This is a genomic window from Mycobacterium asiaticum (assembly GCF_001673365.1).
GTDB lineage: Bacteria > Actinomycetota > Actinomycetes > Mycobacteriales > Mycobacteriaceae > Mycobacterium > Mycobacterium asiaticum_A.
Map to the genome: position 1 here is coordinate 126,301 of NZ_LZLS01000156.1, position 16,440 is coordinate 142,740.

A 16,440-nucleotide genomic window follows, 5' to 3' on the forward strand; every position below is an offset into this window, starting at 1 on the left:
GTCTGGCCAGTTGACCAAGGTAGCCAAGACACCTGCGCGCCGGCGGCGTGTTCAAAGGAGAGGGGCCGTATGGCAGAGCCAACGGAAGAGACTGCAGCAGCGGAAGGCAGCCCTAAATTGTTGCTCGCACAAGTCCGTGAGTTGTACGGACGCGCTGCGTACACGCACAAAACTCATGAGAAGCAGGCAGACATCTGCTACCGAAAATATTTGTGGCAGCGCCGAGGGCTTCTGGCCATGACAGCCATAAGCTCGACCACGTTCGTGGCGTCGCTCCTCGGCCAGGCAAACGCGGAGCAGTGGGCGCCATTGGTCACCTCGTTCATCGCGTTGGTCGTCACCGCGATGAATCTTGGCAGCAAGAACTTCAATCACGGCGAGGAGATGCAGCAGCACCGTGACACTGCGGCAAAGGTGTGGGATGTCCGCGAGTCCTACCTGTCGCTCATTGTTGACCTTCAAGCGGGAACGTGTTCGATGCAGGAGGGAATCGAACGACGCAACGATTTGCAGAAGCAGTACTTCGCCATCCTCGGTGATGCTCCCCGCACAACCTCAAAAGCCTACGAGGCTGCGCAGGACGGTTTGAAGAACCGCGAAGACTTGACGTTCTCGGAGAGTGAGATTGACCAGATGCTGCCAGCCCAGCTTCGACAGGGAAAGCCAGCAGCAGATGAAGACAAGTGAGATTTTCGAGGGTCTGCTCACGAACCTACAGGTCGACAATGCCGGCACCATCGGTGCCCGTCGCGATGAGATCACCAAGGTTCTGAACAAGGAGTTCCGGAACCTCGACAGCTCCAAGGATTATCAGCTCATGGTGGGCTCCTACGGGCGCTTCACGGCAATTCGCGGCATTTCGGACCTTGACATGCTTTACGTTCTGCCGTCGTCGCTATGGGACAAGTACGAAGGAGGGGACGGACCCTCGGATGTCTTGTCGCGCACGCGCGCCGCTATTCAAGCGCGCTACCCGACATCCAGCGTGAAGGTTGACAGTCCGGTGGTCGTCGTGACGTTCCAAAATTTCATGTTCGAGGTACAACCCGTCTTCGAGCAAGCGGACGGTTCGTTCAAGTACCCGCATACGAAATCGAAGTCCTGGAAGGTCACCAAGCCGCGCGAGGAGATCAATGAGACCCGAGACTATGACAGCATTACCAATCGGAATTTTCGCAAACTATGCAAGATGGCGCGAGCGTGGAAGAACAAGCACGGCGTAGTCATGGGTGGCCTGTTGATGGACACCTTGGCGTACAACTTCCTGCAGAAGGACACCGACTACCATTCCGCGACCATGACGACTTATGCGTTCATGGTCCGAGACTTCTTCAGGTTTCTGTCCGAAGAGGACGATCACGACCATTACCAGGCGCTGGGAAGTAAGCAGGATGTAAAGGTCAAGAAGAGGTTCCAGAGCAAGGCGAAGACCGCGTACGAGTTGTGCCTCAAAGCGATTGACGCTGACGGCAACACGACGCTCAACGCTAAATGGAAGAAGGTCTTCGGCAAGCCTGTTCCTGCAGCCGACAGTACCGCGAAGACTGCGAGCGCCTACACGTTCGACCACACCGAAGAATTCATCGAAGATGAATTCCCAGTGGACGTTCGGTACACCCTGACCATCGACTGCACCGTCACCCAAAACGGCTTCCGCCCGGATACCCTACGCAGCATGCTTGCCCGACATGTCTGGCTCAGACCGCAAAAAACCTTGAACTTCACAGTCGCGGAGTGCGATGTGCCGCAACCATTCAAGTTCAAGTGGAAGGTCTTGAACCGCGGCGAGGAAGCGGAGAAACGAAACGAGATTCGGGGTCAGATTATCAACGACGACACCCGAACACACCGCGAATCCACAAAGTTCCGTGGGGAGCACTATGTCGAGTGTTACGCCATCAAGAATGGCGTGGTCGTTGCGCGGGATCATATTGATGTACCAATCACCACGGCCCAGCATGCCTAAGCTAAGCCGTTCGCTGGTCGCCGCATCGTGGTCACGATAAAACTGGGATCACTTTGTGGCACCTCCCAACTTAATTGACCGAGTCGATTGCTAACTCGCTGACGATGTCACGGGCTGGGTTGAATGGCAGGAAATTCCATGTGGCAGTCAATGTGTTTGGCGACGGCACGGGCGAGCTGCCTTGCAAAATCTGGTCTATCGTTGACCAAGGCATAGTCCCTGCCGGGCTGACAGTGTCAACTTGAATTCAAGGCGATGCTCTGGCTGCATGTCGCCACCTGGGTCCGGCGCCCTGGTCGATCGCCATGAGTGGCGCGAACACCCCAAGGTCAGTTGCGTAGTTCTAGCGTGGCCCCGGTACGGCGCATCATCTCGAATGGCCCCAGGCACGTTGCGCCGATCGCCGCGCAAGCGTCGGGGATCATCACTCGACGGCGCGAGTCGAGGTTCGACCGTTCGTGTGTCACCAGGATGTGGTTGTGCGCTCGCGCGTGGGCCACCAGCTGGTAATCGGCGTTGTTGCCGGTGAAGTCCGCCAGCGCCGCTTGCGTGTATGGACGTGTGACCGCCCAAGCGGTGAGCGCCGGGAAGTGTGAAGTGGTGTCCTGGTCGATCGGCTGAAAGAAGGATCTGTTCGCCTTCGCCCACTCCGCCAGTTGATCGTTACCGTCTATCAACTCCTCGTGGACGGCCTCGATGCTGCCCACCTCGCCGGCAGCATGCGCTATTTCGAGCCAGGCCCAGAAACCGGGCGCAATGTCGAACGCGTAATAGCGGTTCTTCGCGTCGATAAGCACGTTCGAGTCAACCAGGTACATCAGCTCACCCCGATCTCGTCGGCGAGACGGGTGAAGGTCTCATGCTTGCGAGTCCCCAGCAGTTGGAAGGCCTCTCGGAAGCTCGTATCGCCCTCGTATGTGCTGGCAAACACCGCTTTCGCGAACTGACGGCTCAACCGCAGCGGCTGGGTGTTGTAGTAGTCCCCGCCGGAACGGTCACCGCGACGACGCTTGGCGAGGGCGACCGCTGCTTGGTGCTCTGCCTCGTATCGCTCGCGGTAGTCGTCCCAGCTGAGGTATCCGCCATCGAAGAGTCGTTTGAGGATGACCAGTGTGCTCACCCGGTACCGCCTGGCCAGGCGTGTCAGCTCCTGGGGTATCGCCTGGCCCTGGTAGTCGCGGCGAAGCGCAGCCAGGGGTACCAGGACCTCGGCTGCGACGCGGTTGCACCACAGCTCGTCTGCGACGCCGTCCCGCGCGACCATCGCCGCATCGGACAGGGCACTGCCGCCGAGCCAGACATGCGCGAGTTCATGGATCAGGGTGAAGATCTGTGCGGCCTTGGTGTCAGCGCCGTTGACGAAGATCAGCGGCGCGATCGGGTCGGAAAGTGCGAAGCCGCGGAACTCCTCGGGATCGAGCGTGCGGTGGGTGTCACCGCCGACGATGCCGCTCACCATCACCAGTACGCCGATGTTCTCGATCCGGTCGATCAGCCGGCGCAGGGCGTCATCGGAGTTGGCGAACACAGCCCGTTCGGTGAGATCGAACCCGAGCTCTCGGCGGATCGCCTGAGCTGCCTGAACCACGGGAGTGTCGATCGTAGCGGAGCCGACGAAGTCCAACTCGGGAGCGCCGTGGTCTCGAAGGTATTCGCGGTACCAGTCCTGTCTCATCTGGCAGATGTAAATGGTATCCAGCAAGTCGACAGAGGGTCGAGGCACCGCCGCGTTGCCGACGGTGCGCATGTCCGGGATCGGCACAGGCTCGTTCGGCGGCTCGGGTAAGAACAGCAAGCCGAATGGAGTATGTGTCGCCTGCGCGAAGCTCTCCAATTGCTTGAGAGTCGGCTGTCGCTCGCCGCTGATCCACTCGTCGAGCTTCGGGGCGCGGCGCTGTGTTGTCTCGTCATCCCAGCCGGCGCGCTCAACGGCCCACTCCAGGAGGCTGGGGGCGACACTGACGCGCACTACCACGGTGCCCGCCACCTCCTTCCGTGCACGGTGTCAGTGTGCCGCAGCCAATACGGCGGGGCGCGTCGACCCTGCCCATGAGATTCAACCGAGACGACCGACCTAGACGTCCTACCCACCCAATTCGCATTGGGTCACGGTGACGCCGCCGGTCACGACAGCAGCGGTAGCGCCGCCTCGATCATCACTTTGCCCACCTCGGTGCCCGCCGCGGTGGCGATTGAGGTCATCGCCGCGGTGGCCAACGTCTTGAGTCGACCCGGGGACGGGGAATCCGAGTGCGACTCACCGCGGATCTCCGACACCAGCTGTTCAGCGGCGCCGCGGACCTGTACATCAGCGATCGCGGGCAATGCCTGTTCGATCGCATCGGCGAGTGTGCGCGCCTGTTCTACCTTCTGCTGGACGTTGACAGTCTGCTTAGCGCCGGGACTGTTGAATGCAACGGCGATACCGCTGCTGCTTTCGATGTGCAGATACGGGCTTTGCACATCGGCGACGCCGGGCAGGTCACGCACCGACTTGCCCGACGCTGCGTACTTCTCGCCGTAGGGGGTCAAGTGTGGCCGGAGAACGATCCTCTGCATGGTGCCGGTGCCGTCGACGTAGCCCTCCTCCATGAGCCACTCCAGTGCGGCGTTCAACTCTTCGCGGGTGACCTCGGTGTCGGACCAAGAAGTCGCCTCCATGAAGGCCGCAGTTTTTGCCTCGGCGATGGTGGCCCCTTCGACCCGTAGCTCGTACAGCCACGCCAGCACTGCGTCCCGCAGATTCCACAGACGCTCGGCCTTGTTCATACCGGTCCTCCTCAGTGTGGTTCGGGGTCAGCGTAAGTGCGGGGTCCGACATTGATGACGGAAGTGCGTTAGCGTTGTTGGGGTTACGCACGCCGCCTCGACCGCTGCAAGTACGGCTAGTCGATCACCGACCAGAACTTGAATGGTGAGCGCTTACCCCGCTTGGTCAGCCGGGTCTCCGGTATCCGACAACAGTTGGAGCAGGATTTCGGCGACCTCGGTCATGTTGTGCCGTGTCACTAGCAGCTGGAGGACCTGCTTTGGGGTCTGCGGCGGGTTGGCTCGACGATTCGACATCTCTCGCAACGCACGGACTCCTGCGTGCGGGTGCGCTGACACCGTGTTGGCGGTGAACTGATATAGGTGCACGGTCTCGATGTCGGCCTCTACGAGCACGCGTGCTGTGCTGGACCCGGCCCGGCGATCGTCGGTGACGATGGCGTCGGCTTTGCCGATGATCGCGCCTTGGGCGACGTGGCCGTCATCGGGATCGTTTAGCCCGTAGTTGTATTCGCGGTCTTTGGGTGCGTGAACTTCTGAACCAGGGAACGCCTTCTTCAGCTGGTCGAAAAGGTGCTGACGGCGACTGGCGCTATCAGTGATCCCGCGCCTGTCGTGCAAGCCGGCGAGGACATAGTCCCGCTCGAAGAGGATCCCAGACCCCAAACAGGCGCGTAGGCCTCCTCGGTGGCCAACTGCAACAGAAAGTCACGCTGAAGGCTCGGCACAAGTGCGCAGGTGTCGAGGACGGCGCGATACACGTAGACGAGTCTTTCAGGCGCCGCGGACGGTCAATGCGTGCGTTTCGCCTCGGCGAGCAACTCGGCGACCTCGTCGGCGTCGGCATCCGCGAACTCCGCTGAGCTCTCGGTGATGAACCGGTTGCGTCGGGAGCGAAGCTCCTCGCGGTAGGCAAGAACATCGGCAAGCCGCAGCTTGCGACGCACAGCGCCGGGCACGTGCGCGTGCAACTCGCCGTCCTCGATCAGGCGAACTACCGTGGGGCGGCTCAGGCCGAGGATCTCGGCGGCCTGCTGGGTGGAGATTTCTCGGTCGCGAGTCAAGATACTTATGGACTGGCCGTGGCTGAGGGCGTGGGCGACACGCTTTAGGACTTCGTAAAGCTGCTCGGTCAGTTCGACACGATCGTGCTCGCCCGCGCCGGACAAGAAGAAGGCAGGCTCAGGAGAGGTCCCCTGACGGGCCTCGTGCGCTTCCATGAAGCTGAGGACATCGGCAAGCCCGCCGGCATCGGCCGGAACTGGGCTCACAATCTCCGCGGAGGCGTTGCTCATGGGTCCCACTTCCTCTTATCTCACCGTCGGAACTGCAGCCATGTTGGCAGAATTACGAAAGTTACGAAAGTAGGGTAAGCCTTGGGTGGTCAAGACGTGGGCAGGGCCGTAACCCCTCGTTATCAAAGAGCCAAACCTTTTGGGGTCTCGCTCAGCAGGTAGTCGCCTTGGCGAGAATCTCTTGCACGGCGATGGGCAATTTCCCGGGCGCCAATCGTTCGGTAACCCGTTCGGCGCAAGCGGCTTTCGTTCGATGGTCTAGTGCTTCACGTAGACCTTTGAGAGCGCACTTCAAGTCGAGAGCGTTGTCGCCCAGTTGATGGCCGGCTACACGGCTGCCGTATGAAGCAAGAACTGTGGTCGCCGTAGGGGTTTGTCTCACATAAAGCAGTGCATAGGCGGTGTGCCGAGCTGCCTGCATTGGGGTGGCCCGCACAGCAACACCGAGTCCTCAATGAGATCGAATCCTCGCGGCCGCATTATTGGGTGTGTCTGTGGATGGAACCGTCCCTAATCGGTATCCGTAACACGTTCAGCACCGGCTGCTTTCAGTAGCTCATCGCGCGCTCCGCAAAGGTGATCGAGCGCGCTCTTCAAGTCGACAGCGGCATCAGCCAATTGGGAGCGGGCTGCCCGATCACCATGTGAGGCAAGGCTCGCCGTCGCCGATGTGAGCGTCCTAACGTGGCTCAAAACATCAACGGTGTAGCGAGCGGTCTGCATCGGGGTCACACCCTCTGGCCTGAGGAGATTCTGTCTCATGAGACCCAGCCAGTCATCGATCGTGTATCGGTCAAAGTTGTACAACGCGTTGAGGACCCAGCGGTGCCAGAAAGATGGACGCCCTGAAGACGTCCGGAGAAGAGCGGGAGGAGTGACCATGTTCTGACCCTAAGCGGCGAAATCGGCCGGCGCGACATCCGAACCAAAAATTTTATCGGCCACCGAGCCGCAATTGCGGATGGTGGAACATGCTTAAGATGAATGCGTCTCGCTCCGCGCGCTACGTAGCGACAATGCTGCGGCTAGCTTGGTGGTGAAGGCTGGGCCGTTATTCACTAGCGCGTACCCGCCCGCGAGGCCGCCCTGATCGCAGAGGGCTCGCCGTCGTCGTACCCGCCGATGCGTGATGGCACCGGTGTTCTGACCAACACGGGAGACCAGCCGAGTAGCCGTTCGCGGCACGACGGCAGTCGGGAAGCTGCTGTCGGGATTGCCGTAGATCGCTTGGTTGCGTGACCAGCGCCGCACGATTCGGCGAGCCGCCAGGTATGCATCCTGCGCGATCTCGACTACCGCGATGGCCTTCTTAAGTCCGTACACGCCCCAGAACCGGCCAGGTCCGCGGCCGGCCTGCCGCCACAGATCGGGCACGATGTGTTGGTATTCCTTGTCGCTGTGCAGGTTTGGCGATGAGTGCTTGGTGAAGTAGATGGCGAGCCGTTTGGGGTCGCAGGCCTTCAGTCCGCCGCGGACATTGATGGCGGTGCCGGCCAGGTGGTGCCGCGCTTTCTGCTCCGCATCGGGATGGTCGACGATCTGAGCCCATGTTTCGGACAGCCATTGGGCGAAGGTGCGACCCGAGCGGCCCGGCGACATGGGCGGTGCCATCCACAGATGAACGTGCGGTGCGCCACGCCGTTGGAACTCCAGCTTCCAGATGTAGCGGGCCGGTTCGCCATACTCTCGCTGAAAGCGTTTGCGCCATAACACCATATGTCGCTTCACGCTGGCGCCGTCCGGGGCGACGACTTCCCAGTCGCCGGGATAGGTCAGAGTGACCATGGCCGGGACACGGCCGGACTCCACAAGGGGGCTGTAGTCGAGTTCAGCGAAGGTGCGGCACATCGCCGAGCGTGATTTGCGGGACCACTCGGTGATGACACCACCGGTATAGCGCTGGTCGGTTGCCGTAGCGCTCCGTCGTGTCGAAGACACGACGGCCTGATCATCGTTCCAGCCTGTGCGAGTGAGGTCGTCTCTGATTTGCAGCTTGGCATCCTCGACGTCACGTTGGTGATGACCGACGGCCCGCTCGGCGGCTTTCTTGGCGCGGACGGGATTGGTCCACCCGAGCCGCACTACGCCGGGGCCCACAGTGATGCGAAACCGTCCGGATTCAGGTTCGGTGCCGCGACGACCACGGCCGCAAGCCCATGGTGCCGCCGGTTCGAACAGCGCTGCAGCGGCGGCGACCATCTCGGGACTCGGGAAGCGCAGCCCCAGCGCGTCGACGGCCCGCAGCTCATTGGTCGCGATCCCGTCGTCAAGCCAGTCGCGGACATTTTCGGCACATATAACAAGCCCGCCGGCCGTATCCCGGTTGAGGCCGGATGCCTCGGAAGACGTCCGGCCGACCGCTGTCGCTCTCCCGCCCTGCGGCCTGGCGGCCTCGGGCGCTCGCGACCTCCCGTCAACCGAGGCCCCGGCAGAACCGAGCTGGAATGGCGGGTGGTCAAATGCGGATGTCGTCTCAGTCGCCGATAGGGTCGACCCGGTGACTGATGATGCGACGTTGGGCATCGGGATGCCTGCTCCCCGGAGCCCACGACGCTGCCCACAACGCAAGCGGCAGTGCGGAAGCTCCTGGTTGGGAGTGCAAGCACCGTGTCCGGTTTATGTCCGTTCGCCGGACAGGCTGAAAGCGTCAGCCCTGCTCAACGCGGCGCATAAGACGCACAGACTCAGATAAACCGCAGGTCAGTGGCTATTCTGCCCGCCTGAAAAGCGGAAGGTCGGCGGTTCGATCCCGCCCCTGGCCACCGTCTCTACCTGCGTAGACATTTCGGTGGTTGGTTCGACCCGTCAGTCACACCCGGCGCATCTCCCCGCCGACCCGCAAGTCCTAAGCGCAAGCTGCGGTCACTTCACCCAGCCTGCGGGTGTAGCTATGCGCTCTCAATGCCTCGGGGAGCGTCCGTGAAATCGGTCAGTTGTCGCTAGTGAGCGCGCTGCGCCGCGAAGGCCCGTGGGACGAGATGCGGCCGACAAGCACGGTTGCTGGGGCGAGGCTGGCTTCGTGGTCGAAGAACGCGGCGATCTGGATGTGGCCGGCGATGCCAATGACGTCGCCGTACAGCGCGGCAGGCTTGCTTTGGTCGGGGTTCTCGTTAAGGCGGTAGGTGTAGTAGATGAGGCCGCCGTTGGTCCACTCTTTTTCGTCGTAGCGGCGTGGTGAGCTCATCTGTTTGATCTTGCTGAGCCGAATTGTCGGCGAGTCGAGTTTGGGGTTGCCCCAGACGGTGATCCATGCGGTCAGGCCGGGGCGCCACAGGACGAGGGCGTCGTCTTCGAAGCGGCGGTTCATGGGCTGGGGCAGGTCAATGGACCAGTCGTCAGTGATCTTGAAAACGCCCTGCGCTACCGGGAATTCGGGTTGCAATCCGGTGGCTGGCTGCGCGGGTTCGGTTGGCGCGCCTTGGGAGTCTTTGACGAATTGGTTGCCTTCGCGAAGCCAGGCGGTGCCGGGCGGGGCGTGTAGGTAGGGGCGGACCGTGTGGTCGTAATTGGCGATGTCGTTGAGAGTGAACAGACCGATGTTGTCTGGGTTGTCTACGTAGGCTTGGTCTTCGTCGCCGGCGAAGAAGTTCCAGCCGGAGTCGTCGCGGTACATGTATCCGACCGGTCGGCCGTCGACAGTAATCCGGTCTGTGGCAAAGCATTCCGCGTCATCGGCCAGACCGGCAACAATGTTTCGCGGATCGATTCGGTACTTGCCCATTACGTCGACCTCACGGGATTAGCGTAAATGTTCAACGGACTCCCCTCCCGGCTCCGACGCCCCTGATCCGGGACCCGCTTCCCCACGACTTAGCGCACCCGAACTCACCATATAACCGCCGCCATATGGTGACGCTGCGGCTGGACGTACCGCGGTATTGCACGTCGTCTGTATTTTCTGTGAGGATCACGTGATGGGTGTGGGAACTCAGGGGGGTAGGCCGCCGCTGCGTGTGGTCCCCGCGACGCTCACGGAAGTCGCCCGTTCGCTCGAGCAGACGGCGGATGCCTTCCATGACGAAATTGTGCAGTTGTCGTCTCGGGGCGATGCGCTTCTTGAAACGTGGAAAGGGCGGGCCGGGCCGACGTTCGTCGAACCCTTCGACGAGTGGAAAACGGGGGCCAATGATGTCGTCGAACGACTCAAAGCCGCCGCGGCGCTGATCTCCGACGCCAACACCTCATTCATCGAATCGGATCAGGCATGAAATACACGGTCGACACCGAAGAGCTCGCAGACTGGGCTGACCAGCTAAGGAATTTCGACGCTAGAGCTGAACACGTTCTCGCCGACGTGGACGCGCTAGTCGCCAAGCTGCAACTCGACTGGGAGGGGCAGGCAGCAATCGCCCAGCAGCAGAACCATGAGCAGTGGGTAGCCGATCTCAAGACCATGCGCGAGGCGGTGGCTGAAATCCAACAGCGGGCCGCGAGGGCGCATAAGAACTACGAGACGATCGTGGCGACGAACCAGCGGATGTGGAACTGGTAGCTCGTGGCGCCACGCACGGTTGATCCCGAAGAGATCAAGGCCGCGGGCGCGGGGCCATTCATCCAGCTATATGACGGGCTGGCCGCTGACGTCAACGCACTGGCCGGAGTCCTGTCGGGCTTGGGCGGCATGGCCGGCTCGGACAAGCCCGGCCGCAAGTTCTCACAAGGCTTCGACCCCGCGCTAGGCGGCCGCGGCGGCGAATACGGCGGAATGGAGTCCGCGACCGACACCATCAACGGCTCGGCAGCAATAATCGACCTGATCAGTGCGACTGTCGTCAACCACGCACAAGGTGATGCCCAATCTGCTTTTGAACCCCAAGATTCTGATCTCGCTTTCGGACCATTGGGTAAGGCGACGTTTCTGTGCCCAAATGTTCCGAAGGCGTACGGCGGTGACGACAGCAATCCGCCGACCGGGTGGAGCCTGGTCGTCAACTACCTCGAGGGCGAGGTGTGGCCAAACGGCAATCCAGGAAAGTTGCGGCAGGCCGCAGCCGCGCTGCGCGGCTGTGCGCACGCGTTCAACTCGCGCCAGTCACTGGTAGACACGGCCGTTGGCGCGTTCCGCGCGCACACTTCACCGGATTTGGCTGTTGCCGCCGACAAGATCGGCGAAATGAAAGGTCAGTTGGCCGACGTCGGCGCCACGATGACCGATTTGGCCAACGCGTGCGACAGCTACGCGCAGAAGATCGACGACGCGCACAAACAGATCATCGACGCCCTCAAAGAGCTGTTGGCGTGGACAATCGCCATCGAAGCCGTCGCCGGCATAGCCGCGTTTTTCACCGTGGGGATCGCCGAAATTCCGGGCCAAGTAATTGAAGTCGCGCGCGTCGTAGCCACGGCCAGCAGGATCCTGGAAATCATCCGCGCGCTAGCCGCAGCAGTGGAATCCATGGGCACGATTGGTCCAGCGATGATGCGCGTGGCAGCCGGCGGAACTCGGATGCGCGCACTCATGGAGGCACCGGTCCTGCTCGCGACCTTCGAAGGAAAGATGGCCTCCATTCGCGAGGCAATGGCAGCGGCGTCGAGAAATCAGTACACGCGGCCGACCCTTCGTGAGTCCACCAAGCAGATAGTCCGAGGCGCAACACGGGTGGAGGAGCACGGCGGCGTCAAGTACTACGTCTCGGCCACCGACGAAAATGTCCTCATACCGGTATCGGGGGCATATCCGGAATCGGTATCTAAACTGCCAATCCAAAGCAACCCGAAGAGCGGCAAGCCAGAATACTACGTTGATGCCGCAACGGGCTTCAAGTATCCCGTGAACCCAACCGCACAATTCGGCCACCGCCCCGGCCAAGAATATTGGCGATTACGCGACCAAGCCATAGGAGAGGGCTGGACAAGAAAACAATTCATTGACGAGTTCAACCAACCAAAGCATTTCCAGATCGAAGATGCACCGGGCAATCAAAGCCACCGCTTCGAGGTGCCCCGCGCGAGATGATCTGTGACACAACGGGATTGATTGATAAAGGAAATATGTAGCCATGGACGTGCATCAACGTGACCAAGCTGGGCGAACTCCGCTTCATTACGCCGCCGTCGACAACAAGGTCGACGATGTCAACGCGTTGATCGCCGCCGGCGCCGAGATCGACGCCCGCGAAGATACAGGGCAATTTACCCCGCTGATGTTCGCCGCGCAGAATGACGACAACATAGACGTCGTCAAAGCCCTCGTGCAAGCCGGAGCTAACGTAAATCTAACGAACAGCAAGGGGCAAACGCCGTTGTTCATTGCAACGGCATCGCCGGGATACCACGGCACGCGTGGTGCAGAAATCATCCGCTACCTGCTCGATCACGGGGCCGATCCGAATATTCCAAATAGCAATGGCAACACGCCATTATCATTGGCCAAAAGAGGCGACGATAAGTTTGGGCGCCGCACAGCCTTCGGCTCGCTGCTCGACGACTGATCACGGTACCTGCGAATGCTTTGTGCCGGTTGAACCTTATTGAATGATTCTCTAGCCAGGAATATGTGATGGATCCAAACGACTACTTCGACAGATTTGAGCTTGCGGACCTTTTCGATGCAGTGGAGGGGCAAGCGCAATCCGACGGCGGCCTGGTCACGGTCAGGATTGACAGCAGAGGCCGCGTTCGAGAGATCTCCCTTGATTCGAAGCTGAGCGGGATTGACGCCGATCAACTCGGCGAAGCCATCGCTACGGTTTGCGGCAGAGCGTTTGATAACCGTATCGAGCGCCTCGCCGACGTCCTTGCCGAGTACGAGCGGAAGCACGAATTACCGCGTGAGGTGCTGAGCTTCCTCCACAACTCGATTGCCAGCCTGCGCCCCACATCTCCTGCGATTGAAGTGGATTCGGGCCCCGGCGACGAGGACGACGACGATCCCGTCGTAAAGTCGGTGCTTCGCTAAGTTCACCTCAGCGGGGCGCACCGCCACGCACGTCAGCTGGCCAGGGAACCTGACCAGGTGCTCCCGGGCGCGGGTCCGGGTGCCATCGTCGAGGGCATCGCTGAAAATGTCTGGTTGAAATTGAACGCTTCGCCGGGGCGGCAGTATGCGCACAAGGCGGGACTCAACGTGGGATAGCCGCAGGCAGGGCAGACATTTGTGGTCACGGTCCCTCTCCCAGTGAACATGTGTTGGATGTGTGTTGAACGCTTCTCTCGATTTACCCAACCTGTATGGGTCTAAACGCGTGACGTAGCTCTCGATCCCAAGCGGATAGTCATATTAGTATGTGTGCATATACTTGCCGGGCTCGCCTCTTGCAGGTGCCGGCCACCCCAAAAGGACTGCGGCCGAGGATGACCGGCTCAGCCCGCCGCTTGGCTGCACACCCGCAACCATGCGGCGATGCTGACATTGGCTGTGCGCCAACGTGGTCGGCGAGAAACGTTCGGGCAGGTGCTGCGGATCATGTTGGCCGCGCCGGGGTCCTGGACCGGACGCTATCCCGAGGGCAACACCGGGCGCACCTGGGTCGGTCTCATGACGCCCATGCCCATCCCGGCCGACCTGCGATAGGCGAGAAAAGCACTGTCCAACAACAGGTTCCGCGGTCAGCGTTGGTAGGCGCTCAGGTTCTCGCCGAGCTCCTGGAACAAAGCCTGGTTCAGGTTGAATGCGATCCGCACCTCGTCCACCGCACGGTCGACCTCGTCGGCGTCGAGGCCGAGGTTGTCCAGTCGGCTTCGGTAGGCGTCCTTGTAGGGCTTGGCCCGCATCGGGAACTCGTAGAACTTCAGCCCGGCTCCGTCGAGGTCGAACGTGCGCTCGAGGAACCTGCCGATGACCTGGCCGCCGGATAGATCGCCGAGGTAGCGGGTGTAGTGATGGGCCACCAGCGCGCCGCCCCAGGAGCTGCCGGCGATTCTGTCGCGGTAGGCGGCAGCCGCGGGGGAGTCGACCTCACGCGACGCGCCGGGTGCCCAGTAGTCCAGGTCGGCATCGAGTGCCGCCAACCGCTCCAGCGCCGGGTCGTACACCGCGGCCACCAGCGGGTCGTCGCGACGGTCGCGCACGGTGGTCTCCAACGCGTCGTAGACCACGCGCAGCCGCAGCAGATAGTCGGCGTACCCCTGACGGTTCACCCGTCCGCCCATGAGTTCGGAAACGTACGGCGAGTGCTCGGCGGCATCGTGTTCGGCTGCCGAACCCTCCTTCATCGCGACGGAGAAGGGTCGGACCGCCTCGGCGGTGCTCACTGGCATCTCTACTCCCTGCAATCAGCTAGTGCGTCAACAAGACTGACAACATGTCAAAACGATACTGACAATCTGTCAGGAAACGTAGCACAGTCTCGCGCTGATGTCTTGCCAAGAGGTGCCTTACACACGTGCACCCAGCGCGCGCAGCACAAATCGTTCGATCGCCGCCGTCGGTAACTCGCGCGGTCCGAGGCAGGCGTGGATCAACGACATCGTGGCGGCTTCATCTTCGATGACGAACTGTCCGCCGGCCACGCCGTCGGTCAGGATCTGCCGTAGCACGTCCTCGATCGCGACCACGTGCTCGCGGATTGCGCGCATCGTGTCCTGCGACAGGGCGCCGTAGAGTTGCGGACCCAAACCCATGTGAAACTGCTCGCTGGCGTTGAGTTGATGTCTGATGTAAATGGCCAGGCGCTCGACCGGATCGTCGACGTCGGCCAGATCGGCCCGCAGCCCATCGATGTAACGGCTGGTCTCGTGCGACGCGAACGCGACGACCACCGCCTCCTTGTCGGCAAAGTGGTGGTAGATCGCGGTGCGCCCGATGTCGGCCGCCGCTGCCAATTTCGCCATGGTGATCGCATCGAAGCTGTGCTCGGCCATCAGCATGGCGAAGGCTTCGAAGACCCGCCGCTGGACCTGCTCGCGATGCTCCTCCACCGACGCGGCGCTGATTTTGGGCACGTCGCGACTCTAACCCCGTGCACCGGTGCAAGTCGACGAATCATCGGACGCCAGTTACGGATTCACGCGACGGCACGCGACCGCTGGCCGAACAGCGGCGTTGACGTTTCTATGACGTCCGGTATATGTGCTGCATACGTCGCCCGCCCGCCCGTAAGATGTGCGCAGAGGTGTCACCGACCGCGGATGGGGCAGTCCGCAGAAAATGGCTTTTTATCGATGAGCGTGAACGGCTCAACCCGCAAAATTTGGCGACGTTTTCCCCTCGCCTGCGCTGCGCTGGCAATGGTCGCGGCCAGCGCGTGCTCGCACGGCGACTCGGCCGCCAAGTCGAGCCCCGCGCCGGGGTCGCGCGCTGACGCATTGATCGTCAGCCTCGAAGACGTCCGCCGCATCGCGAACTACGAGGAGCTGACCGCGCATTCCCACGCCGATCGGCGGAAGCCGCCGCCGGGTGATTTGAACGCTCCGGCTCCGTGCCGGGCGGCCGGAATCAGCGACGTCACCTTCGGAGCCGGTTGGACGGAATTTCGCAGTGCGGGCTATCACGGCATCACCGACGACCTGAAACCGGGCGGTCCCGCCATGATTCAAACGGTCAGTCAGGCGGTGGCGATCTACCCGGATGAGAGTACGGCGCGTGGTGTCCTGCATCAGCTGGAGTCGTCGTTGCAGGCCTGCGCCGATTTACACGACCCCAGTTACGATTTCACGCTCGACCGGCCCGATCCAGCCACAGTCAGAATCAGCGCCGATGCGTGGAGCCACATGTACCGGGAAAAGTCCTCGGTTCTGATCAGCATCGGTGTGTTGGGGCTGCAACCGGCCGACCAGATCGCCAAGACGATTCTGCAGACGGCGTCGGATCGACTCGGCTAGGCAGATGCGAAGCCTCGCCAAGCCGGGACATCTGGACACCGCTGCTTGGCGCACGGCCACCCGCTGGGCACCCTTAGTGGTGCAGGGTGTGGTGGGGCTTTTGTTTCTGGTCATGTGGCTGTTGGGGACGTGGCCGTTCGCCACGCACGGTCCGGGTCAGGGCGAGCGAGCGTGGTTGTTGAGTGCGACGGTTGTCACGGTGTTGCTGTCGTTGGCGGTCAGCGCCGCGTTGGCCAGGTCGGAATCCTGGCGCTAGCGCGGTCTTTCGTTGAGCGTGGCCGGGTCGGCTCTGGTCGTTCTGATCGGTGGTGCGTTTTTCGCTGCGGTGGTAGCGCGATGAGTGGCATGACAACGGAGCGGTACGGGCCGGTCAGCTTCGTCGTGGCAATGGTGAACATCCTTGTCTTGGAAGTCTTTACGATCGTCTACCTGCCCGCGATCCTCTACCTGGTTGTCTTCTCCGTCCCGCTGTGGCTGCTCTACGTGGCAATCTGCGCCGTCATTGCCAAGGGGCCCGGCGTGATTGCCCAGATCGGTCGAGGAATGTTCTTCGGCAGCTTGTCCCTACCGCTTTGCGTGCTGGTCTCCATCCCAGCCTGGCAAGCCATCGGATCCCTGGTCCCAAACTGAAAAAGGCCGTGGCGCTAC

Annotated in this window: 19 protein-coding genes, 1 tRNA gene and 1 pseudogene; 12 read left to right on the plus strand and 9 right to left on the minus strand. The window is 61.6% G+C overall.

Features of this window, described 5'->3' with window-relative positions; translation table 11 throughout:
- Window positions 1-69 precede the first annotated feature (69 nt).
- Both A5634_RS16865 and A5634_RS16870 read left to right on the plus strand, forming a co-directional pair.
- Complete coding sequence (locus A5634_RS16865; protein ID WP_065145169.1) at window positions 70-687, plus strand: SLATT domain-containing protein; 618 nt, start codon at window positions 70-72, stop codon at window positions 685-687.
- The gene (locus A5634_RS16870; protein ID WP_065145170.1) at window positions 674-1,966 is read left to right on the plus strand and encodes a nucleotide-binding domain-containing protein; all 1,293 of its coding nucleotides are present in this window, start codon (window positions 674-676) and stop codon (window positions 1,964-1,966) included. Before A5634_RS16865 ends, A5634_RS16870 begins: the two co-directional genes overlap by 14 nt.
- Before the next feature lie 329 nt (window positions 1,967-2,295).
- Here A5634_RS16870 and A5634_RS16875 read toward each other — a convergent pair whose 3' ends face one another.
- The 6 genes from A5634_RS16875 to A5634_RS16900 all read right to left on the minus strand — a co-directional run bounded on the left by A5634_RS16875 (window position 2,296) and on the right by A5634_RS16900 (window position 8,553).
- On the minus strand, window positions 2,296-2,784 hold the full coding sequence (locus A5634_RS16875; protein ID WP_065145171.1) for a DUF4411 family protein: 489 nt from the start codon (window positions 2,782-2,784) through the stop codon (window positions 2,296-2,298).
- On the minus strand, window positions 2,784-3,953 hold the full coding sequence (locus A5634_RS16880; RefSeq protein ID WP_253861675.1) for an ImmA/IrrE family metallo-endopeptidase: 1,170 nt from the start codon (window positions 3,951-3,953) through the stop codon (window positions 2,784-2,786). Before A5634_RS16880 ends, A5634_RS16875 begins: the two co-directional genes overlap by 1 nt.
- 137 nt (window positions 3,954-4,090) lie before the next feature.
- Window positions 4,091-4,735, minus strand: coding sequence for a hypothetical protein (locus tag A5634_RS16885; protein ID WP_065145172.1), 645 nt, complete (start codon window positions 4,733-4,735; stop codon window positions 4,091-4,093).
- Between the two features lie 153 nt (window positions 4,736-4,888).
- Window positions 4,889-5,401, minus strand: a complete 513-nt coding sequence (locus tag A5634_RS16890) for a PIN domain-containing protein (RefSeq protein ID WP_253861677.1) — start codon at window positions 5,399-5,401, stop codon at window positions 4,889-4,891.
- A gap of 125 nt (window positions 5,402-5,526) precedes the next feature.
- A complete protein-coding gene (locus A5634_RS16895; protein WP_065145173.1) occupies window positions 5,527-6,030 on the minus strand; it encodes a helix-turn-helix domain-containing protein in 504 nt (167 codons plus the stop codon).
- Between the two features lie 975 nt (window positions 6,031-7,005).
- Window positions 7,006-8,553 carry a rolling circle replication-associated protein gene (locus tag A5634_RS16900; protein WP_065145174.1) on the minus strand — a complete coding sequence of 516 codons (1,548 nt, stop codon included), beginning with the start codon at window positions 8,551-8,553 and terminating at the stop codon, window positions 7,006-7,008.
- Window positions 8,554-8,727: 174 nt separating this feature from the next.
- Here A5634_RS16900 and A5634_RS16905 point away from each other — a divergent pair.
- A tRNA-Phe gene (locus tag A5634_RS16905) sits at window positions 8,728-8,792 on the plus strand.
- Between the two features lie 167 nt (window positions 8,793-8,959).
- On the opposite strand, the gene A5634_RS16910 is transcribed toward A5634_RS16905, so the two are convergent.
- Window positions 8,960-9,751: a DUF2185 domain-containing protein gene (locus A5634_RS16910; protein WP_065145175.1), complete on the minus strand. Its 792-nt coding sequence runs from the start codon at window positions 9,749-9,751 to the stop codon at window positions 8,960-8,962.
- A 193-nt stretch (window positions 9,752-9,944) separates the two neighbouring features.
- On the opposite strand from A5634_RS16910, the gene A5634_RS16915 reads away from it, so the two are divergent.
- From A5634_RS16915 to A5634_RS16940, 6 genes and pseudogenes are all read left to right on the plus strand, one after another.
- Entirely contained in the window at window positions 9,945-10,238 is a 294-nt protein-coding gene (locus A5634_RS16915; RefSeq protein ID WP_065145176.1) for a WXG100 family type VII secretion target, read from the plus strand.
- Entirely contained in the window at window positions 10,235-10,522 is a 288-nt protein-coding gene (locus A5634_RS16920) for a WXG100 family type VII secretion target (protein WP_065145177.1), read from the plus strand. The genes A5634_RS16915 and A5634_RS16920 overlap by 4 nt, the downstream gene beginning before the upstream one ends.
- A 129-nt stretch (window positions 10,523-10,651) precedes the next feature.
- On the plus strand, window positions 10,652-11,986 hold the full coding sequence (locus A5634_RS16925; RefSeq protein WP_155769582.1) for an HNH/ENDO VII family nuclease: 1,335 nt from the start codon (window positions 10,652-10,654) through the stop codon (window positions 11,984-11,986).
- 43 nt (window positions 11,987-12,029) lie between these two features.
- The gene (locus A5634_RS16930; protein ID WP_065145179.1) at window positions 12,030-12,461 is read left to right on the plus strand and encodes an ankyrin repeat domain-containing protein; all 432 of its coding nucleotides are present in this window, start codon (window positions 12,030-12,032) and stop codon (window positions 12,459-12,461) included.
- A 68-nt stretch (window positions 12,462-12,529) separates the two neighbouring features.
- On the plus strand, window positions 12,530-12,928 hold the full coding sequence (locus A5634_RS16935; protein ID WP_065145180.1) for a YbaB/EbfC family nucleoid-associated protein: 399 nt from the start codon (window positions 12,530-12,532) through the stop codon (window positions 12,926-12,928).
- 402 nt (window positions 12,929-13,330) lie between these two features.
- Window positions 13,331-13,543, plus strand: a pseudogene (locus tag A5634_RS16940) (DUF3703 domain-containing protein); the annotation flags it as partial.
- Between the two features lie 35 nt (window positions 13,544-13,578).
- Here the strand turns inward: A5634_RS16940 and A5634_RS16945 are convergent.
- Both A5634_RS16945 and A5634_RS16950 read right to left on the minus strand, forming a co-directional pair.
- Window positions 13,579-14,229, minus strand: coding sequence for a heme oxygenase (biliverdin-producing) (locus tag A5634_RS16945; protein ID WP_065145181.1), 651 nt, complete (start codon window positions 14,227-14,229; stop codon window positions 13,579-13,581).
- Window positions 14,230-14,346: 117 nt separating this feature from the next.
- On the minus strand, window positions 14,347-14,913 hold the full coding sequence (locus A5634_RS16950; RefSeq protein WP_065145182.1) for a TetR/AcrR family transcriptional regulator: 567 nt from the start codon (window positions 14,911-14,913) through the stop codon (window positions 14,347-14,349).
- 219 nt (window positions 14,914-15,132) lie between these two features.
- Between A5634_RS16950 and A5634_RS16955 the strand changes: the two genes are divergently transcribed.
- The 3 genes from A5634_RS16955 (at window position 15,133) to A5634_RS16965 (ending at window position 16,422) form a co-directional block, all read left to right on the plus strand.
- On the plus strand, window positions 15,133-15,792 hold the full coding sequence (locus A5634_RS16955) for a sensor domain-containing protein (RefSeq protein ID WP_081290485.1): 660 nt from the start codon (window positions 15,133-15,135) through the stop codon (window positions 15,790-15,792).
- Between the two features lie 4 nt (window positions 15,793-15,796).
- Entirely contained in the window at window positions 15,797-16,048 is a 252-nt protein-coding gene (locus tag A5634_RS29540) for a hypothetical protein (protein ID WP_253861678.1), read from the plus strand.
- A gap of 89 nt (window positions 16,049-16,137) precedes the next feature.
- Entirely contained in the window at window positions 16,138-16,422 is a 285-nt protein-coding gene (locus A5634_RS16965) for a hypothetical protein (RefSeq protein ID WP_253861680.1), read from the plus strand.
- Window positions 16,423-16,440 lie beyond the last annotated feature (18 nt).